Below are 18,515 nucleotides of genomic sequence, written 5' to 3'. Positions count from 1 at the left end.
TGCTTCTCTTCCGTACTTCAGAGTATTTCACCTCAAGTATTTATTTTAGTTCAATCATTCTAAGTTGTAAACACCATTTTCATAATTTTCATACCATTTACCTATGTTTTTTCATAATTATTTTGATAATTAGTTAGAATATTTAAAGTTAATTTTAAGGTCACGGCAATTCCTCATCGTCTTCAAACAGTTCCTGCAGCATAGCTTCCCGATGATTAACAAATTCCTTTGTAATCATATAATGATCGGTTTCCTCAAGGCTGGACTCTTCCAATCCTTCAGATGTCAGCTTATAGATAATGGAATCCGGATAGGCCATGACAATGGGTGAATGCGTTGCAATAATAAACTGCGAATCATCACGGACCAGGTCATGAATGCGCCTGAGCAGCGCCATTTGGCGCAGTGGAGATAATGCCGCTTCCGGCTCGTCCATAATATATAGCCCATTCCCCCAGAAGCGATGCATAAAGGTGGCAAAAAACGACTCACCGTGCGACTGCTGGTGAAGCGATATGCCGCCGTATGAGTTTCTGATAGGTGGTCCGAAGCTAGCCTCGGCATCCAATCGGTCAATATTTGTCGCCACATTATAGTAACTCTCCGCCCGAAAGAAAAATCCATCTCGTGGTTTGCGTACACCCCGGACAGTTCGAATATAGGCATGGAGCTTGGAATGTGTCTCCTCTGTCGAGAACGAGAAGTTCATCGTTCCTCCCTCCGGGTTAAACCCGAGCGCCGTAGCAATGGCCTCCAGCAGTGTAGATTTGCCCATACCGTTCTCGCCTATGATATACGTGACCTTGGGATGGAACTGGAGACCGTCCATAGCAGAAACGGCTGGCAAATTGAAAGGATATTCATGAAATGACGGAATGCGCTCCCTCATCAAAACAACGCTTCGCAGATAGGCAAGCATAGCCGCGTTATCCAAGCGCTCCCCTCCTTGATCTACTGATAGCTTTTTTTATTATCTCCTACTATATACCATGGTCTCAGTATGGCACCAACCAGAAAAGAGTACTCGCGATCCATGCGGCTGCCGTGGAATAGTCTATTCGAGACTGAAGGCCATCATTTTAGTTTAAATAACCAAAAAAGCGCCATTTCAGGGCTCATCGGCACCTGGAATGACGCATTTTTTCATAGTAATAAACTATTTTATCGACACTATTCGCTTACGATAAATTGATAAAGCTCCTCGACCTTTGCATCGGTCAGATCACCGCTGTTATCAAACACTTTAACGGATTCTTGCGGAATATCCCAGTTCACTTCCGGCACGAAGTCCACACGCTTCTTGAAGTCGTCCCAATGATCCAGCTTCCATTGATCCCGCTCGGTCTGTCTGTCAATGATCCGCTCCTTCTGCAGGTCCATGTCGCTGAGCGCGACTACAATGACCTTCACATCAACATCGTTCTTCGTTAATCCTGCGGATGTGATGACCTCTTCAATCCATTCGCGATTCTTGAGCTCGGCAGTAAATGGAGAAATCATAAATACATTCTGCCCGGCCCCCAAGTTCTCAATGCAAATATCCTTGGTCGTATCATATTCCAAATCACGCAGATTCTCTTTATAGAAGGAAGAGTCACGGTCATTCGGATCTAGTCCGTTGCTCTCCAGGAACTTCTCAACGAAGCGTCCCCCTACCGTGTCACGGTCGAGAAATGCAGCCGGTATACGAACTGCAAGCTTTTTGGCTACGGTTGTCTTGCCTGTACCCGCCACACCTACGAAAAACACTAGTTTTTGCAAAATGTATCCCCCCATATGCTCTCTATCACTCTAATATCTGCCTTACGCTCATACAGTCATCACGCACGTTCTGTCCGGTAACGGGTTTCCTCAATGAGCTCCTCCATCGCGGAGGCCAAGCGCTCCTGAAGTACGTCCGCTACATCAAATCCGCCATCCTCGGTACGTGCCACTTGGCCATCCACCGCGTACACGCCACCAAGAATATGCCGGGCTCCGATCGAAGATAGCACGGGCTTGAGCGAATAATCAATCGCCAGCAGATGCGCCAGACTACCGCCGATGAACATCGGAAGCACGATTTTGCCAGCCAAACCTTTTTGCGGAATCAGGTCCAAGAAGGTTTTGAGAACGCCGGTAAACGACGCTTTATAAACCGGACTTGCCACAATGACAGCATCAGCCTCAGCCACAAGCCCATTCGCTTTAACGATGTGCTCACTCTCAAACTTGGTATGAATCAAATCCTCAGGTGGCAGCCCGGCCACGTCGATCCGGCTCACCTCGAAATTAGCAGCAGTCAGTGCCTGCTCGGCATAATCCATTACCGCATTCAATCGGGATCCGGCTGTCGGACTCCCGTTAATAATAACAGCTTTCGCCATAATCATTCACCTCGGGTATCTAATAGTATGTCATCTCATCATTCATCAATTGCTATGTAAGGTCCTCCCAACACAGAGTTGGACGGCCATAGCCTCCATCTTTTTTTAAAAAAGACATATGAGGACAGCAAAGTCTTCCGTAAGGAGTCACTCTTTAATCTGACCTCAACTCAGCAATAAATCAGAGCAAACTTGTCAGGATTATTATCATCGTATCAATGTGCCCGCGCTTTTGTCAATGTAGCGAGACTGCCAATTTAGCCTATAGCGTTCACGAACACTGGCCTCATTTTTTATCAACCAAATCACGATCAAAATGGTAAAAAAATCATCAAGATGTAACGCTACCTTTCTCAGCAAGCAGCGGTGAGTACATCATAAGTGCATGATTCTCGGTAATCCATTCATCGTGCAGCAGATCGCCTTCCCTGCTGAATACTTTTCGGCCAATGACATTATGCCTCGCATATCCTCCCCATGCTTCCTGGGTAATCCGATGTTCCCGTTCATATACTTCATAATGATAGAGCGGAGCGGCGCTGGATCGCCATTCGCCAATTAAGTCCTCTTCCCCTACGTATACCGAGAGCTGATACGTGTCATTCGTTGGATTATGAATCTGAAGGTCAAGATAATTATAGGCGCATGTAGCGCCGCTGCCGAAGGGCTGAGTCCGGTTTGAATCCGGGAACACATCATAGCTGTGACGATGCCGTTCCCTTACTTCAAGCGGGCTATGCAGCGTCATCCAGTAGATGAGATTGGACAGCTGACACAAGCCTCCACCCACGCCGGTCTTAAAGCCTCCATAGAATAAAACCATACCGTCTACGTATCCTTTCCTCCGGGTCGGACGGCCAATGGCTCTCCAATAAGACAATGTCTCTCCAGGGCGAATCAGAAGACCGTCCAAATGGCGGACAGCCAGACGCAGATTGATCACCTTATTATGCTGTACCCACATATCGACGTCTTTTAATTGGCGCATCAGCGGAGTTTGGTGTCCGAATACTGAAAATGGGAGCGGCTCAGTACTTTGTGTACGTGCGATGGCACCGCTGCTCTTCTTCAGCCATTCCCAATAACGCCGGTATGTAAAATAGTGCCTGCCTGCCCACAGGCGAAACTTTGAACGTTGTATCGGTTTCATCAGGTGATCATCCTCCTTGGCCGTGATGATAGATTGGAAATATTTTACCACAATAGCCTAAAGGACATCGCAATAAATTCAGTAAACCTCGTGTTTGCGCACGACTTTTCTCCCATTCTGCTCTTAAACGGCACCTTGGAGTGGGCGCATGCATAGAGATAAAGCATCGACATCACGAAAGCATCCATATGCCAAAGGAGGAATGAAATGAATCCGCAGCAGCCCATTCCATATGTAGGCTCCAAAACTGTATGCAAGGAACAGCCCATCGCTTTTCCTCCCCAGCATCAAAGCTGCCAGCCGGGCCTTGAGAGCCTGATGTCACCACGTCCGATCAGCGAAGATCCCGCTTACCGGGGCAGCGGTAAACTGGAGGACAAAATCGCCATTGTGACCGGAGGAGACAGCGGTATCGGCAAAGCGGCGGCCATAGCTTTTGCCAAGGAAGGTGCCGATCTGGTCATCCCATACTTATACGAGACTTCAGATGCCGAAGTCACCAAGCAGCGGATCGAGTCGTTTGGAAGGCGCTGTCTCTTGATAAAGACCGATCTGCGGCACAAGAAAAACTGCGAAGCCGTTGTGAACGAGACGATTGCCTGCTTCGGGAAACTGGATGTTCTTGTGAACAATCATGGCGTCCAGTACGTACAGCGCAGCATCCTAAACATCACGGAGGAACAGCTGCACCACACCTACCAGACGAATATCTTTTCCTTCTTCTTCATGATTCAGGCTGCGCTCCCCTACCTGAAATCCGGAGCATCGATTATCAACACGGCATCCATTACCGCCTATGAGGGCTCCAAGGAGCTCATTGATTACTCCACCACCAAAGGGGCCATTGTGTCGCTTACAAGGTCCTTGGCTCTCTCGCTGGTTGAACAAGGTATCCGCGTAAACTCCGTCGCTCCCGGCCCAGTTTGGACACCGCTCAACCCATCCAGCATCTCTGCGGAGGAGGTCGCTTTCTTCGGAACCGATACGCCGATGAAACGGGCCGCACAGCCTTATGAGCTGGCACCCGCTTATGTGTATCTGGCCTCATCTATTGACTCCTCATATGTTACAGGTCAGGCCATTCACGTCAATGGTGGGCAGATGGTGACCAGCTAGCCATGTGTGCAAAGGATGTTCGAGAATTCGACGAATAAACATACAGAGGATGTGTGCAATGAACAGCGAAATTCCCAGAAGGTCCGGCAGGATGGACATGGGGTTTTATGCATTAAACAAGCTGGCGAGCGCTGGCACCGTTGTATTGCTGCTGAGCCTGCTCGGTTGGATATGGCCTTCCAGCGCTGACCTTGCTTCAGAATGGCTGGGGTTATATCTGCCGCAGGAGCATTGGATATATGGCTACGCGCTTACGTCGTCACTGGCAGCAGACGCCATACTTTCATTTCTGCCCTCGCTGCAGAAGAGCAAACAAGCTGCCGTGTATGGGGCTGTCGGTTTTCTGTTTTTTGCCCTGTTTACGGGAGGCACTCCCGATCAGATCTGGTTACGTGCTGCTGCCGGAGCGCTGACGCTGCTGCTGTTCCTGTGGGGAAAGCACAATTTCTCCAGCTATTCTCTAGCCACCCCGTTCTTCGCCTTGGCGGTGCCCCTGCTCTGCTGGTTGATCTAGCTTTCGGATTCTAATTTAACTTAAAGCATTCTTTTCACATAAAAAAAGGGCCCTCCTCGGAGAGCCCTTCATCTACGCTTCACAGTGCTTCGATCACATCGCCGGCGATGACCGAGGCGGGATGACCCCGGCGCCGCGCGGCCTTCTCGCCAGCGCGGCCGTGCAGCCACACGCCAAGCGCGGCTGCAGACGGACCGGCATATCCCTGCGCCAGCAAGCTGGCAATGATGCCGGTCAGCACGTCCCCGGTACCTCCGGTCGCCATGCCGGAGGTACCGGTTGTGTTGATGTAGGCCTGTCCGTCCGGTGCAGCCACGACGGTATGCGCCCCCTTGAGCACGAGTGTCACCCCGTGCTCCGTCGCGAACTTGGTAGCTGCACTGATCCGGTCCCGCTGCAGCTCGGCAGTCGGGATCCCCAGCAGCCGGGACATCTCCCCGGGATGCGGGGTCAGCACCGTTGACGCGTCACGCCGCTTCCAGCTGCTGAAATCTCCGGAAGCAGACAGCATATTCAGTGCATCGGCATCCACCACGAGCGGCCCGTCCCATTCTTCCCACAACCGGCGGAGCCACCTGCCGTCTCCTTCAAAACGGCCAAGCCCCGGACCTACCGCCAAGACATCGCGGGTCTTCGCCAGTTCCAGGACCCGCCCAGCAGAAGGCTCGTCCCAATAGCCGCTCTCCTCGCCTGTCGCTGGGGCGAGCATGACCTCGGGCGCGGCTCCGCTCAGCGGCAGCACCAAGCTGGCCGGGAGCGCCCAGGTCACCAGGCCGCAGCCCGCACGAAGTGCAGCCCGAGAAGCAAGCAAGCCTGCGCCGCTCATCGTGCGGCTACCTCCTACGGTCAGCACATGGCCGTAGGTGCCCTTATGTCCGTCCGGCGTACGGAGGCGTGTCACGTCCGCACCCAGCTCGGTCCGAAGGACATCCGGGGTGAGCAGATAGGTGCCGACGCCCTGCTCACGGCACAATGATGCGGGGATGCCGATGGAGCGGATCACCACCCGGCCGGCCGCCTCGGCGCCGGGGGACTGCACCAAGCCTCGCTTCAGGAAGGCGAGGCTTACCGTCACCGCGGCCGTAATGCACGGCTCGTGCCGCGCGCCGGTATCGGCGTCCAGTCCGCTTGGAATATCCGCGGACACGATCGGCAGGCCGCTGTCATTGGCGGCCTGGATCAGCGCGGCGTAAGCGCCGCGGGGCGCACCCGTTGCGCCCGTGCCAAGCAGCGCGTCCACGATGCCGGTGTACGCGCCAAAGTCCACGGCACAGCTGCCGTGGACCAGTGCCGGGATGCCGAGCGCTGCCGCGGCATCCCGCTGTACCGCTGCCTCGCCGGCAAGCGTGGACGGCTCGGCGGCGTAGAGAAGCGTGACCCGGACCCCCGCGTCACGCAAATGCCGGGCGGCGACCACACCATCGCCACCGTTATTGCCCTTGCCCACCAGAATGAGCCAGTGCTCCTGCGCTGCAAGCGCGGTGGGCAGTGTAGCCGCATCCCCGTCGATAACAGGCGACGGGCGGCTCATCTCCAGAGCCAGATGATCCAGAGCCAAAGGGTCCTTCCTGGCAGCCGAATGATCCCGTAAGGATCTCTGCTCTCCATGCTGTCCATTCTCCAGCATGAATGCCTCAAGGTTTCCTGTACTGCTCCCAGTGTGCACTATGCGTGGTCCGAGACATCCTTTGATGGATGTCGGCCATACAGCTGACCGAACGGCTGCTCGGGAGCAGAAGTCCGCATGTACCACTAGTTCACGCTCAAGGCATACCTTCAGCACTTCCTCGGCAATCGCTTTCCCCGCATTCTCCATCAGCGCAACCGCCGGAATGCCGATTCGATGAATCGTATGGTTGTCGAGTGCCCTCATCTGTTCAGATGTCACCACATACATCTAAGCTCTCCCCTTTGCTTCGACATACTCCAACCTTCATGCTCGGTAATCCGGTTGCCTATTTATTTCTTAGTATGCAACGGTAAAACGGGATTTGATAAACTGCGGATCATCCAGTTCGTCGATCATAGCCGCGGCGAAATCCTCCACGGAGATCCGGCTGCTCCCACTCTCATCGGTCACCAGGCGGTCCATGCCAATCCGGAACTGCCCGGTGCGTTTCCCCGGCTCGATCACAGCCGCTGGGCTGGCATACGTCCATTCCAGGTCGCTATCCTTATAAATATCGTACGCATCCGCATGCGCACGGGCAAGCGGCCGAATTTCCTCTGGGAATTCCGGAGTATCCATAATCGGTACACCGGTATCGCCGATCAGGCTTCCAGCACCGCCAACAATCAACAGGCGAGATACGCCGCCGCGTTGTGTGCCCTCCAAAATCGTCCGGGCGGCAGCCAGCAATTCCTCCTCCTGGCCAAACTTCGGACCAAACGCACTGATCACAGCTTCATGTCCCTGAATGGCCTTCTCCAGCGAGGAAGGATCCATCACATCCGCCTTGACCTTGTTCAAACGCTCATGCTCCTGCTCCAACCGCTCGGGATTGCGTAGAATCGCTGTTACATCATGCCCTCGACGAAGGGCTTCCTCTGTAATCCGTTTACCTATCGTACCGCTTGCACCAATGATTGCTACCTTCATACTTCATCGCTCCTTTTTGTCTAGAAATTATACTATATCACCTGCCGTGATGAATGGCTTCACAAATACAGAAATCAATCGGAATAGATAAACGCACCCGAATACCTAACACCTCCTACTTTACTTATCCCCTTACACGCCTGTTCAAACTCCTTCTGTTTATTCTCCTGCTAAATAACATTACTTTAGACCTATGTATCCAATTAAATATTTCACCGATACAATAATTAGATGCACATTCGCGAAATTCCCTAGGGTGCATACCAGCTTCCAATGTCGTGATTATCCAGTATTTTTGTCGTAATATGTCGTTTATCAATGATCTTATCGTATACCAAAGGAGATTATTCATTATGATTAATAAAGGTATCCGCTTGCTGGCCGCCTGTCTTGCAACCAGCCTGTTATTGCTTGGCAGCTTGTCCTTCCATCCTGATACTGCTACAGCCAAAGCTAACCAGAGGGCAACCTGGTTTTGGGATACCCAACAGATTAAAAATTCAACCGAGGATATTATAAATTTTGCCTCAAGCCAGGGAGTTAATGTTCTGTATCTTCAGATGAACCGTGACGTCCGCCCCGAATACTACCGCCATTTTATCAGTCAGGCTGGAGACAAAGGGATTGAGGTTCATGTCCTTGGCGGCGCACCTAACTGGGCGCTAGAATCAGAGCAGCATCGATTAGCGTCCTTTATGCAGTGGATCGCTGAATATCAAGCCGCTGCAGCACCGAATGAGCGATTCACCGGTATCCATGTAGATATCGAGCCGCATGTCTTGCCTGAATGGAGAGCTAACCCTTCCACGGTCATTCCGCAATGGCAAGAGAATGTTCGTTATCTGGTCGGAGAAGCTCACTCCCTGAACCTGCCCATCGGCTCGGACATGACTTTTTGGCTGCACACCTATCAGCTGCCTGATCAATCTATGTCCGTTAGCCGATGGATGATCCAACAGTTCGACCAAATCGCGATTATGGCCTACCGTGATCAGGCAGACAATATTTATAATCTGGCCGCTGCCGAACTGACGGAAGCCGATGAGCTTGGCAAAGAAGCCTTGATCGCCGTTGAGACCAAATCCAGCAATGAGGGGAACTACATCACCTTCTTTGAAGAAGGTACGGCTTATATGGAAGAACAGCTGTCCAAAGTATGTACCAAAGCGCAGAAGCACTCCTCCTTCTCTGGCATCGCTATTCATGATTACAGGTACTGGAAGGAACTACACGAGGCTAAACGATAAATTCCGACCGTGAGTTCTCATAGCAGGACATACAGGCCTTTCCGTTCCCTTCTCGCCTTCCACGTTATATAAAAATAAAAAACAACAACGATCTTAAATGAAGTGCACCCCTTAGAATAGACATTGGAAAACCCCCTGGTTTTTCCGATGAATTTTAGGGGGTGCATTTCTATGGCGATTAAAGGACAAAAGTCCAAACGTAATGCTAAAAAAGTGTTTGGAAATCTGGATGCAGGAGGCAAAAAAGAGCGCTATAAGCTCATCGAGAAAGCAGCGGACCTAGGACAAGTAACTGAATTTTCCCAACTTCTTTATGTTTCTAGAAGTGATATCTAAAATCAGGAAGAAGATGATTTTTGAATATTTTATTATATGCAAAACTAAAAACTCCCTCGAATAACCAAGGGAGTTTTTTAATAAACTATAATTTCAACAATATATTGTATTCATTTACAAACAAAATCTAAAGCAATCTTTATTTATTGAGTATACAATTTTGCATCCGCCCAGTTGGCATGATCATTGTCGATATTATCATTAGCATAAAACGCAACTAACTCAAGTGTATTCTTCCCTGCAATATTTACTTCTACATGTTCAGCTGGTTCGTGAGATTTTTTAACCGGACTAATATATAAAATTTTACCATCAGCGATTATTACAAAATTCACAGAACCATGACCCGTCGCTACTTGATCATCTATTCCTACATCTACTGTAAATTTAGTATACTGTCCATTCAAATTATACTTAATTGTACTATTTGAATGCGAGCCAATCCCTTTTTCATATTTCACACCATTAATAGATAACTGTGTTTTATAAAACGATTGGTTTTTATTATACGAATAATAATCAGGTGTTATTTGCTCTATATCTCCTGTAACTGAAATTGGAGTTAACTCATCACTTAATTGCACAGATACAGGTGTAGCACCTACAGTAGTTGCATTTCCGCCTACAAAAAATGTACAAATAGTAATCATTAAAACCACAGCTAAACTTAATACATTAAATCGAAAACCTTTTGGATTAATAACGTGCTTTGTGTTGTTCATATCAAATCCCCTTTCGGTTTTGTAATTGCATTCCTTATTTTTACATAAGAACCAAAAATTTTCAATATGTTTTTTTAATTATTTATAATTCCTTCTCCCTTGCTCATGCTTGTCTGTAATACCTTTTTCAAAATCATGAACCTTCTTTTTGTTCAGCAAGTCATGGAGTAATTCCAATTTACTCGTTGTCTTACGCTTCTCAGCCATTTCCCTTTTCAGCATTTGAGTATCCTTATACAGTTGTCGCTTCTTCTTACGAACGTCTTCTTTAAATCCCGCTGCCTGTCCTCCTCATATTCATGAAACATCGTCGTGAATATCTCATGGCTTCAACCATGAAATCTGAACCCTGCGGCAGCTCCTCATTCAAAATAAGCTTTTGTAAAGTCCTCTAATCTGAACCACTTCACGCTCTTTGGTTGTATCGATATCTTTAAGCCTGAACAAGTCCCCTAGATAACCGAAGGCAAAATAAAAACGCCTATGTGGCGTTGTTCATTAGTTTACATATTCAACATCTGTACTCTGTTTGTATTGTTCAGGTATTATCCACTTCTTACCAGTCGCAGGCTCGATGGCGATGCACTGTGCATTGACTGGGGTCAACTATTTCCATACTAGATTTCCGTAGTCTCTATACCTCTTCACGGGTGCCGGGTTGTGCCCGTTAAGCTTGGTATCAACCATGATAATCTGGTCACACCTATCTCCGGGGTCGACCACATCCTGATATTAGTGTCAACGATACCAGCTACGGTGGAAGGAAAACCTGTGGAGTTTCCCACCTCGTCCCGCTCGTTAAAGCTTCCACCGCCAGTGCTTTCGGCAATGATATTGCTAGACCTTATAGTGTCACCTACTATGAGACGCAAGTTTGATGGGGAATTAACAAATACACTTAACAATCCATTGAAACTAAATGAGGTATCTCTCGGCAGTGAGAGACTTATTCAACAACGAGATTGTGGCCCACCAGCTCAGCGAGCGTAAAGACAATGAGCTGGTTCTGCAGACGTTCGCCAAAGCGTTGCCAAGCAAAAAGACGTGACCGGATTGGTCGTTCACAGCGACCAAAGGTTCCAGTACACGTCTCATGCTTATCACGACATACTGCCAAAGGTTAGCGCCCAAATCAGCATGTTTCGCCGGGGCAATTGCCTAGACAATGCCTACATGGAGAGCTTCTCGCATCTGAAAACGGAAGGGCTCTATCCTTATGATATCCAAAATCCGGCAGAGGACAAAGCCGAATTGAGAAATACATACGATATTACAACCGAAGACGACCACAGCGCAAATTAAATAAACTGACGCCGGCTATCCACTACATGCCTCTGGTATACTGCCAGAACAATGCCTGTATGCTAATTCGCCCGTTCGCAAAATCGAGAACTGATATCCGTCCATACCTTCTGGGTAGATGATTATGCGGTCAAGACAAGGAGCAATACATAACCGATTGTGATCTTTGTCCGCCGGAAAGGCGCTCTGCTTACTTGTACTTTCGTCATAAAGCTTCTCCCCCTTCGACTGTCTTGAACACCCTCTCTTGTTATTGCATTATATGTACTTTCACTCCATATGTTAACTTCGCACAAAAGAATTTCCTTCAGGAAACATTCTGAAACAAGCTTCACGAAGTTTCGCTTGACGCATTCATTCCCTTGAAATCCCTCGTTCGATGTGCAATAGTGAAAAGTAGAAAATTGAAGGAGGGATCAGCTTGTCCCTTACGGAATGGATCGCTCATATTTTTGGCTCCATGGATACGCTGGTGGCTGTGCTTCTTGCCGTAGCGATATTCTCAGGGCTGTACATATACAGTGCATCCCGGTTATTGGGTGCACGCAAAGATTCACTTGCCCGCATTCGTCAGTCCTTGACCATCTATACCAGACTGGCAGGTCCTCTAGGCATATTAATCAATCGCCCGACCCGGACGGCTGTTCCTCAGGACCTGCTCATCCAACTGCTGCAGGAGTGTAAATCCGCCGACCTGCTGACTCGTGAGCTCCATGAACAGCTGGATACCTTCCTCAGCGATCAGGACGAATCCAGATTGATGACGATTCACAAGCTGCTAAACCGCGAAATGATCAGACTCATGAAGGAGCGCGACGAGCTCGTAGGACGGCTTGAAAGACCAGGCTGGGGAATGGGACTGTGGCTGCTCTTAAAACCTGCCGTACCTGCCCTAGCACTCGGAGCCGCTATTCTGTGGTCTATGAATCTCGTTGAAGCACTCCGGCAGCCTTCTGCCTGGACAAGCCCCCAGCTGTGGTGCCTCTGGCTCTCCAATATCATTGCTACGATTTCCTTCTACCGTCTGTTAATGGATTCCAGAAGAAGAACACATGGCATTGTCTATACGCTGCTGCATCTGTTGATCGTGGCGTCCGCTCTGTTTAATCTGATGGGGGACTCCTCCTCGCCTTACGTTCTCGTTACTCAGTGCTTGCTATATATGGCGGGCTTCCGGGTTACAGCTACCCGCAAGCGGCGTGAGCGGCCCTATGCTGGTCATCCGGAGGTCATGGAACAATTTCTTCATCCAGGTGCAGATCCTGATTCCCACCAAGAGATTGCGACTCCAAGCGAGCCCAAAGAGATCCACAGCCCTCTGAGAACGAGATAGCATCGACACATACTACAAAGAAACAGCCCTGCCGTTAATATGGCAGGGCTGTTTCTTTACGAAGCAATTGGTTTGACGGCATTCGAACCTCAAGACGGGTCTGTTCTATCTCGAGCTTGTTCTTCGTTGTTGGCCGGATGCCCGGGACGCTCCCGATGTCTTAACCGCTCCAGAGGCCGTATTCTCGAAACGCTTGCGCTCCGTTCGTTCCATCTGAACGATTTGACCCTCATGCACTACAATTTGCAGCGAACCGAATTCCATATCGTTCAGCAGGCTAGCTATGCGTTCGAGCCACATTTCATCCACCTTTAAAGGTTTAGCCATGGATACGCCTCCTAACCGGGCAATGCCCAAATTTTATTTACATATCAGTACAAGTCAACTTAATAATCTACGTGTATGAAATCATTATTCATTCTTTTCCAACCTATATAGTATGGATTAACATTAGCATGGGTTGGAAAGGACTGTCAATGGGCATTTTTTCGTGTAAACCAATGTTTAAGCAGCAGTGTTATAACAGCTAACAACAGTAGTAAGGAAGCCACCGCGAATGATGCCGAAAACTGATACTCATTGTACAAAATCTCGACATGAAGCGGCAGCGTATTGGTCTCACCGCGTATATGTCCGGATACAACAGACACGGCCCCAAATTCCCCCATAGCCCTGGCATTACATAGAATGATGCCGTACAGGAGTCCCCACTTGATATTGGGCAGGGTTACCCGCCAGAATATTTGCCAGCCCTTGGCTCCAAGTGTTACAGCCGCCTCCTCTTCCTTAGTCCCTTGCTCTTCCATCAACGGAATCAGCTCTTTAGCCACAAAGGGGAACGTTACGAATAACGTTGCCAGTACAATGCCGGGCACGGCAAATATGATCTTGATATCATGACTTTCGAGCCAAGGTCCTAACCATCCCTGGCGGCCAAAAATAAGTACGAAGATGAGACCGCCGATGACCGGCGATACCGCGAATGGTAAATCCAGCAGCGTAATGAGCAGGTTCTTCCCTCTGAAACGGAACTTCGTCAGGGTCCATGCCGCGATGACGCCGAATATGGAATTGAGCGGCACGGCAATCGCTGCGACCAGCAGGGTCAGCCGAAGCGCAGATAGTGCATCGGGATCGGATAAGGCAGCCAGATAGACTTCCCAGCCTTTCTTAAGCGCTTCGGACATGACGGTAATCAGAGGCAGTACAATAAGCCACAGCAGCACAAGCCCCGCCAAGCTAATGAATGTCCATCTCACCCATGGCTTCTCCGCCGCTGCTGAAGAGGAGGGCCCATCTCGTTTTACCGCCGGGACGGCATTGGATATCATTTCAGCCATCGTATATTCCCCCTCCTTAACGCGCGGTCTTCCGCGACCAATGCTGCAACAGATTAATACCGAGCAGCAGCGCGAATGAGATCAGCAGCAGGATCAAGGCAACGGCCGTTGCCCCTGCATAATCAAACTGCTCCAGCTTCGTCATGATAAGCAGCGGTGCAATCTCGGTCTTCATCGGCATGTTCCCCGATATAAAGACTACCGAGCCGTATTCACCGATCCCCCGGGCAAAAGCGAGCGCGAATCCGGTTAAGAGCGGCGGCAAGAGACCCGGCAGGATAATCGTGCGAAAGGTTCGCCAGCGTCCAGCCCCGAGCGTAGCAGCCGCCTCCTCCGTATCCCGCTCCGCGTCCTCCAGCACAGGCTGGACTGTCCGCACCACAAAGGGGATGCCAATGAACATCAGAGCTAGTGTGATGCCTAGTGGTGAGAATGCTGCCTTGATTCCCAGCGGTTCCAGCAGCGAACCGATCCAGCCATTATTCGAGTAGATCGCGGTTAATGCGACCCCCGCCACTGCTGTCGGCAGCGCGAAGGGCAGGTCGATCAGCGCATCCCATATTTTTTTGCCGGGAAAATCATACCGTACCAGCACCCAAGCCAGTAGCAGCCCCAGGATGGTATCCGCCAAAGCGGCCAGCGACGCTGTCGTCAGGCTGACCCGGTAGGAGGCCAGCACCCTTGGGTCAGTTGCAACCGACCAGAATTTCTCCCAGGTCAACCCGGTTTGATTGAGTAGAAGCGCCGATAGCGGCACAAGCACAATCAAACTCATATAAAGCACGGTCAGACCCATACCGATGCCAAAACCCGGGAGTATTCTGCTCTGGTTTCTGCCTTGTTTCCGTACGGAGATAACAGTCATATCCTCTCATCCTTTCCTGCCTTCGGCGGTTACGCCGATCAGCTGCCTGGCACGTAAATCTGATTAAAGATACCACCATCGTTAAAATGCTTGATTTGCGTCTCTTCCCATGTGCCGAATACATCCTTGATTGTAAACAATTCGATGGCCGGGAATTTATCCTTATACTTATCGGCTACACTGCCAAGCGTCGGACGGTAGTAGTTCTCTGCCGCAATGGTCTGCCCCTCTTCACTGTACAGATATTTCAGATAGGCTTCTGCCACTTCACGAGTGCCGCGTTTATCTACGTTCTTATCCACGACTGCAACCGGCGGCTCTGCCAGAATGCTGATGGACGGGTTCACGATTTCGAATTTATCCGGCCCCAGTTCGTTAATTGAGAGATAAGCCTCATTCTCCCAAGCGAGCAGCACATCCCCTATTCCGCGCTCGACAAATGTCGTTGTCGCACCACGGGCACCACTATCAAGTACCGGTACATGGGTAAACAGCTCCTTCACGAACTCCTGTGCTTTCCCTTCATCGTTGTTATTTGCTTTCAGAGCGTAGCCCCATGCCGCCAAGTAGTTCCAGCGTGCTCCACCGGAAGTCTGCGGATTCGGCGTGATCACTTCTACCCCCTCCTTGATCAAATCCGGCCAATCCTGGATTCCTTTCGGGTTACCTTTGCGTACAAGGAACACGATCGTTGAGGTATAAGGCGCACTGTTATGCTCAAACTTGCTCTCCCAGCCTTCCTGGATCAATCCGGCCTGACGGATGGCGTCAATGTCGTACCCGAGGGCCAGTGTCACCACATCCGCTTCCAAACCATCAATCACCGAACGGCTCTGTTTGCCCGAGCCCCCATGGGATTGCTTAAACGTAACCTTCTGTCCCTCTTCCTTCTCCCAATGTGCTGCAAAAGCTTTGTTGTATTGGTCATATAACTCCCGGGTTGGATCGTAAGAAACATTGAGCAATTCCAGGCTTGGCTTGCCTGAACCGGCAGCAGGCGCTTCTCCCTTAGCGGTTGCGACCGTGTCTGCTTTCTCTCCGCCGCAAGCCGCAAGCGCCGCCGTCAACATCATGGTTAATCCGATGAGAACCCCTTGCTTGAACACCTTTTTCATATGGATCACTCCCCTTTTATTCTTAGCTAAACAGGTATCTCTCCCAGGTGATATTGTCTTATCTCTTTAAAAAAAAGACGGAGGAAGGCTCGTCAGACTAGAGCCAAGCCAGTGGGTTTAAACCGGGCCTGCTTCTTAGTCTTTGAGCGTTCCTCCGTCGATACGGTGAGAACAATATATAATAATTCCTACCTGTTTAGTATGTTATGTAGCCATTGTAATCAGTCCAATCGCCGATGTCAAACCTTTTTTTCAAAAAAATTCAAGTTCAGGACGACTCCGCCCATAGAACCATTTTTATAGCCATAAATGCAGACACGGCGCGGATTTCCATTTACTGTTGGTTGTATGAACCGGTTTCCATCCTTATAATTCAACTCCAAAGGAGATGATCACCATACGCAAGCTAACATGGAAACTAATCCCCTCCCTATTCTTGAGCACCCTTCTGCTTCTGCCCTTGCTGGTCCAAACGGCCGAGGCGGCTCCGCTGTTAAAGCCGGGCAGTGAGAACGGGGATGTCTGGGATCTTCAATATCGCTTGAAAACGCTGGACTTCTACACCCAGCCGCTGGATGGCAAATATGGTGCCAACACAAAATCAGCCGTTACGCGTTTCCAGAAGGAATACGGTATGCCAGCTGATGGAATCACCGGTGCGCAAACGTGGAGACAGCTGAAGAAATATACTTTGAATCAATCCGAAATGGACATCATGGCCAAGGTTATATACAGCGAAGCACGCGGTGAGCCTTACAAAGGACAGGTTGCTGTCGGCGCCGTTGTCATGAACCGCATACAATCCAGTGAATTTCCGAATGATATTCGGAGCGTTGTTTTCCAAAAGAGCGCTTTTACCGCTGTGGATGACGGGCAGTACTGGCTGACTCCGAACCGGACCGCCTATCTTGCTGCCATGGATGCCGTTCGCGGCTGGGATCCCACTTATGAGTCCCTGTATTATTTCAATCCGGAAACGGCAACGAGTAAGTGGATCTGGAGCAGACCGCAAACCGTGCAGATTGGCCATCATATTTTTGCTCATTAATTATTCATCCACTGAAACATACAGCAGATGAATTCATGACTGAAATCGGAAGTAGGAAGTTTAAGCAGCCGTATGACCGCTTGCACTTCCTGCAGAACCGTAGAGTATATAAAAGAGCAGCCTGGGCCCCGAAATTAGGGCCGCAAGCTGCTCTTTCTCTATTTGTATAACGAAAATGCATTATGCTTTTTTCGCTTTTTCCACAGGACAGATGCATACCGGACGCGTGACTTCCAGGGTATAACCCGTTGAGACCAGATTTCCCGTATCCGGGTCTATCCGGTAACTTGCGATCAAGCCATTGTCCTGATTTGCCGAAAGCAGGAAGCCACCCGGCAGGATATTGAAATGACGCGGCGTTTTACCGCCGGAAGACACCCAGTTGACCGCACGCAGCGTACCGTCCTCCTGATCGATTACATACTGAACGATGCTGTCATGTCCCCGATTAGACGCGTACAGATAACGACCGCAAGGCGATACGAGCAGATGAGCCGATGTGTTGTTATCCATAACCACATCTTCAGGCAGCGTCGAGATATGCTGCAATATTTTCAAATCACCAAAGGTTCCATCGTTCGCATAAGCGGTTACGGTGCTGTTCAGCTCATTCGCGCCATACACCCACTTGCCTGATGGATGGAAAGCGACAAGACGAGGGCCCGAGCCTGGCGGCAGATTAATCTCACGCTGGGTTACAAGTTTGCCCTCTTCTAGCCGGTACAGATTCACCTCATCCATACCCAGGTCACTGACAATAATGAAGCGGCTTACCGGGTCTTCCAATATCGAATGGGGATGGGCCTCCGATTGACGGTCATCGCGAAGTCCGCGCCCGCTGTGCTTGATCTTCGAGACCAGCTCTCCGATCCGCCCGTCGCCTTCTAATGCCAGAACCGAAATTTGCCCGTCGCTGTAACCCGTTGTCATGATAAACTTCCCATCGGATGTGCGGGATACATGGCATGCGCCGGATGAGCCGGTTGACTGAGCATTCAGCAGCGTCAATTCCCCCGTGACCAGGTTCGCCGAATAAGCGGATACATCGCTTTCACCCCTCTCACTCACCGCATACAAGATAGATACGGAATCATCAAAGTCCAGATAAGTGGGGTTTTCTATCCCTGCGGTGCCTCCCAATAAACGAAGCTCGCCCGTTGCCCGATCCATCGCCCCCCAATGTATGCGATTCTCGTTCTCTGAACCATAGGTCCCTATGTAAAATACCAGTTCCTGTCCTGCTGTCATGTGTTCCACTCCTTTATATGAATGATTTGATCCGGTGACCCGGTTTGATGCCTATTATGTATTACCCAACAAAAGGACGTGCTTACCGCTTCTTCATACAGCCACGGTAATCAGTCATGCTGTTGTTGATGTCATTACTTTGTTAAGCAGAAATATATTGCTACGTATGGTCATATCATGTACGATTACCACAATTACCTCTCTTATTCTATCA

The 18,515-nt window shown here is 49.9% G+C and carries 21 protein-coding genes; 8 read left to right on the top strand and 13 right to left on the bottom strand.

The genetic code is table 11. The features are described 5' to 3' along the window. Positions 1–160: 160 nt before the first annotated feature. From ABEQ74_RS24795 to ABEQ74_RS24780, 4 genes are all read right to left on the bottom strand, one after another. Positions 161–934 carry an AAA family ATPase gene (locus ABEQ74_RS24795; RefSeq protein WP_430124888.1) on the bottom strand — a complete coding sequence of 258 codons (774 nt, stop codon included), beginning with the start codon at positions 932–934 and terminating at the stop codon, positions 161–163. 236 nt (positions 935–1,170) lie between these two features. Continuing rightward, positions 1,171–1,761 (bottom strand): AAA family ATPase, encoded by a 591-nt coding sequence (locus tag ABEQ74_RS24790; RefSeq protein WP_430124887.1) that lies wholly within the window; start codon positions 1,759–1,761, stop codon positions 1,171–1,173. A 59-nt stretch (positions 1,762–1,820) separates the two neighbouring features. Beyond that, positions 1,821–2,366 (bottom strand): NADPH-dependent FMN reductase, encoded by a 546-nt coding sequence (gene ssuE / locus ABEQ74_RS24785; protein ID WP_430124886.1) that lies wholly within the window; start codon positions 2,364–2,366, stop codon positions 1,821–1,823. Positions 2,367–2,697: 331 nt separating this feature from the next. Further along, positions 2,698–3,516, bottom strand: coding sequence for a VanW family protein (locus tag ABEQ74_RS24780; protein WP_430124885.1), 819 nt, complete (start codon positions 3,514–3,516; stop codon positions 2,698–2,700). 207 nt (positions 3,517–3,723) lie between these two features. Here ABEQ74_RS24780 and ABEQ74_RS24775 point away from each other — a divergent pair, with 207 nt between their 5' ends. Together ABEQ74_RS24775 and ABEQ74_RS24770 are read left to right on the top strand one after the other, a co-directional pair. Next, entirely contained in the window at positions 3,724–4,632 is a 909-nt protein-coding gene (locus tag ABEQ74_RS24775) for an SDR family oxidoreductase (RefSeq protein ID WP_430124884.1), read from the top strand. Positions 4,633–4,690: 58 nt separating this feature from the next. Continuing rightward, positions 4,691–5,146 (top strand): hypothetical protein, encoded by a 456-nt coding sequence (locus ABEQ74_RS24770; protein WP_430124883.1) that lies wholly within the window; start codon positions 4,691–4,693, stop codon positions 5,144–5,146. A 79-nt stretch (positions 5,147–5,225) separates the two neighbouring features. Here ABEQ74_RS24770 and ABEQ74_RS24765 read toward each other — a convergent pair whose 3' ends face one another. Together ABEQ74_RS24765 and ABEQ74_RS24760 are read right to left on the bottom strand one after the other, a co-directional pair. After that, positions 5,226–7,043, bottom strand: coding sequence for an NAD(P)H-hydrate dehydratase (locus ABEQ74_RS24765; protein WP_430124882.1), 1,818 nt, complete (start codon positions 7,041–7,043; stop codon positions 5,226–5,228). Positions 7,044–7,112: 69 nt separating this feature from the next. Further along, positions 7,113–7,745 carry an NAD(P)-dependent oxidoreductase gene (locus ABEQ74_RS24760; protein ID WP_430124881.1) on the bottom strand — a complete coding sequence of 211 codons (633 nt, stop codon included), beginning with the start codon at positions 7,743–7,745 and terminating at the stop codon, positions 7,113–7,115. 353 nt (positions 7,746–8,098) lie between these two features. Here ABEQ74_RS24760 and ABEQ74_RS24755 point away from each other — a divergent pair, with 353 nt between their 5' ends. Both ABEQ74_RS24755 and ABEQ74_RS24750 read left to right on the top strand, forming a co-directional pair. Then, complete coding sequence (locus ABEQ74_RS24755; RefSeq protein WP_430124880.1) at positions 8,099–8,992, top strand: hypothetical protein; 894 nt, start codon at positions 8,099–8,101, stop codon at positions 8,990–8,992. A 171-nt stretch (positions 8,993–9,163) separates the two neighbouring features. Then, on the top strand, positions 9,164–9,328 hold the full coding sequence (locus ABEQ74_RS24750; RefSeq protein WP_430124879.1) for a hypothetical protein: 165 nt from the start codon (positions 9,164–9,166) through the stop codon (positions 9,326–9,328). Between the two features lie 143 nt (positions 9,329–9,471). On the opposite strand, the gene ABEQ74_RS24745 is transcribed toward ABEQ74_RS24750, so the two are convergent. Both ABEQ74_RS24745 and ABEQ74_RS24740 read right to left on the bottom strand, forming a co-directional pair. Continuing rightward, a complete protein-coding gene (locus ABEQ74_RS24745; RefSeq protein ID WP_430124878.1) occupies positions 9,472–10,050 on the bottom strand; it encodes an NPCBM/NEW2 domain-containing protein in 579 nt (192 codons plus the stop codon). Positions 10,051–10,128: 78 nt separating this feature from the next. After that, positions 10,129–10,272, bottom strand: a complete 144-nt coding sequence (locus tag ABEQ74_RS24740; protein WP_430124877.1) for a hypothetical protein — start codon at positions 10,270–10,272, stop codon at positions 10,129–10,131. A gap of 822 nt (positions 10,273–11,094) precedes the next feature. On the opposite strand from ABEQ74_RS24740, the gene ABEQ74_RS24735 reads away from it, so the two are divergent. The 3 genes from ABEQ74_RS24735 to ABEQ74_RS24725 all read left to right on the top strand — a co-directional run bounded on the left by ABEQ74_RS24735 (position 11,095) and on the right by ABEQ74_RS24725 (position 12,685). Continuing rightward, positions 11,095–11,352 (top strand): hypothetical protein, encoded by a 258-nt coding sequence (locus tag ABEQ74_RS24735; RefSeq protein ID WP_430124876.1) that lies wholly within the window; start codon positions 11,095–11,097, stop codon positions 11,350–11,352. After that, positions 11,301–11,474, top strand: coding sequence for a hypothetical protein (locus ABEQ74_RS24730; protein WP_430124927.1), 174 nt, complete (start codon positions 11,301–11,303; stop codon positions 11,472–11,474). Before ABEQ74_RS24735 ends, ABEQ74_RS24730 begins: the two co-directional genes overlap by 52 nt. Positions 11,475–11,773: 299 nt before the next feature. Further along, positions 11,774–12,685 (top strand): hypothetical protein, encoded by a 912-nt coding sequence (locus ABEQ74_RS24725; RefSeq protein ID WP_430124875.1) that lies wholly within the window; start codon positions 11,774–11,776, stop codon positions 12,683–12,685. Positions 12,686–12,790: 105 nt separating this feature from the next. Here the strand turns inward: ABEQ74_RS24725 and ABEQ74_RS24720 are convergent, their stop codons facing one another. The 4 genes from ABEQ74_RS24720 to ABEQ74_RS24705 form a co-directional block, all read right to left on the bottom strand. Next, a complete protein-coding gene (locus ABEQ74_RS24720) occupies positions 12,791–13,012 on the bottom strand; it encodes a YezD family protein (RefSeq protein ID WP_053490142.1) in 222 nt (73 codons plus the stop codon). Positions 13,013–13,158: 146 nt separating this feature from the next. Beyond that, entirely contained in the window at positions 13,159–14,016 is an 858-nt protein-coding gene (cysW, locus tag ABEQ74_RS24715) for a sulfate ABC transporter permease subunit CysW (RefSeq protein ID WP_430124926.1), read from the bottom strand. A 25-nt stretch (positions 14,017–14,041) separates the two neighbouring features. Continuing rightward, the gene (gene cysT / locus ABEQ74_RS24710) at positions 14,042–14,890 is read right to left on the bottom strand and encodes a sulfate ABC transporter permease subunit CysT (RefSeq protein ID WP_430124874.1); all 849 of its coding nucleotides are present in this window, start codon (positions 14,888–14,890) and stop codon (positions 14,042–14,044) included. 38 nt (positions 14,891–14,928) lie between these two features. Continuing rightward, positions 14,929–16,005, bottom strand: coding sequence for a sulfate ABC transporter substrate-binding protein (locus ABEQ74_RS24705; protein WP_430124872.1), 1,077 nt, complete (start codon positions 16,003–16,005; stop codon positions 14,929–14,931). Positions 16,006–16,393: 388 nt separating this feature from the next. On the opposite strand from ABEQ74_RS24705, the gene sleB reads away from it, so the two are divergent. After that, positions 16,394–17,053, top strand: coding sequence for a spore cortex-lytic enzyme (gene sleB, locus ABEQ74_RS24700; RefSeq protein WP_430124871.1), 660 nt, complete (start codon positions 16,394–16,396; stop codon positions 17,051–17,053). Positions 17,054–17,233: 180 nt separating this feature from the next. Here the strand turns inward: sleB and ABEQ74_RS24695 are convergent, their stop codons facing one another. Continuing rightward, on the bottom strand, positions 17,234–18,301 hold the full coding sequence (locus tag ABEQ74_RS24695; RefSeq protein ID WP_430124870.1) for a lactonase family protein: 1,068 nt from the start codon (positions 18,299–18,301) through the stop codon (positions 17,234–17,236). Positions 18,302–18,515 lie beyond the last annotated feature (214 nt).

The sequence above is a fragment of the Paenibacillus solani genome, from assembly GCF_050475945.1.
GTDB classification, from domain to species: Bacteria; Bacillota; Bacilli; order Paenibacillales; family Paenibacillaceae; genus Paenibacillus_AQ; species Paenibacillus_AQ solani_A.
Note: the sequence above shows the minus strand (reverse complement) of the source record. Positions and strands in the feature narration are given on the sequence as shown.

Bases quoted from the DNA above. Each gene is read 5' to 3' on its own strand.
- cysT (WP_430124874.1), bottom strand. From the start codon at position 14,890: ATGACTGTTATCTCCGTACGGAAACAAGGCAGAAACCAGAGCAGAATA.
- ABEQ74_RS24720 (WP_053490142.1), bottom strand. From the start codon at position 13,012: ATGGCTAAACCTTTAAAGGTGGATGAAATGTGGCTCGAACGCATAGCT.
- cysW (WP_430124926.1), bottom strand. From the start codon at position 14,016: ATGATATCCAATGCCGTCCCGGCGGTAAAACGAGATGGGCCCTCCTCT.
- ssuE (WP_430124886.1), bottom strand. From the start codon at position 2,366: ATGGCGAAAGCTGTTATTATTAACGGGAGTCCGACAGCCGGATCCCGA.
- ABEQ74_RS24740 (WP_430124877.1), bottom strand. From the start codon at position 10,272: ATGCTGAAAAGGGAAATGGCTGAGAAGCGTAAGACAACGAGTAAATTG.
- sleB (WP_430124871.1), top strand. From the start codon at position 16,394: ATGATCACCATACGCAAGCTAACATGGAAACTAATCCCCTCCCTATTC.
- ABEQ74_RS24770 (WP_430124883.1), top strand. From the start codon at position 4,691: ATGAACAGCGAAATTCCCAGAAGGTCCGGCAGGATGGACATGGGGTTT.
- ABEQ74_RS24705 (WP_430124872.1), bottom strand. From the start codon at position 16,005: ATGAAAAAGGTGTTCAAGCAAGGGGTTCTCATCGGATTAACCATGATG.
- ABEQ74_RS24760 (WP_430124881.1), bottom strand. From the start codon at position 7,745: ATGAAGGTAGCAATCATTGGTGCAAGCGGTACGATAGGTAAACGGATT.
- ABEQ74_RS24695 (WP_430124870.1), bottom strand. From the start codon at position 18,301: ATGACAGCAGGACAGGAACTGGTATTTTACATAGGGACCTATGGTTCA.
- ABEQ74_RS24750 (WP_430124879.1), top strand. From the start codon at position 9,164: ATGGCGATTAAAGGACAAAAGTCCAAACGTAATGCTAAAAAAGTGTTT.
- ABEQ74_RS24755 (WP_430124880.1), top strand. From the start codon at position 8,099: ATGATTAATAAAGGTATCCGCTTGCTGGCCGCCTGTCTTGCAACCAGC.
- ABEQ74_RS24775 (WP_430124884.1), top strand. From the start codon at position 3,724: ATGAATCCGCAGCAGCCCATTCCATATGTAGGCTCCAAAACTGTATGC.
- ABEQ74_RS24765 (WP_430124882.1), bottom strand. From the start codon at position 7,043: ATGTATGTGGTGACATCTGAACAGATGAGGGCACTCGACAACCATACG.
- ABEQ74_RS24780 (WP_430124885.1), bottom strand. From the start codon at position 3,516: ATGAAACCGATACAACGTTCAAAGTTTCGCCTGTGGGCAGGCAGGCAC.
- ABEQ74_RS24745 (WP_430124878.1), bottom strand. From the start codon at position 10,050: ATGAACAACACAAAGCACGTTATTAATCCAAAAGGTTTTCGATTTAAT.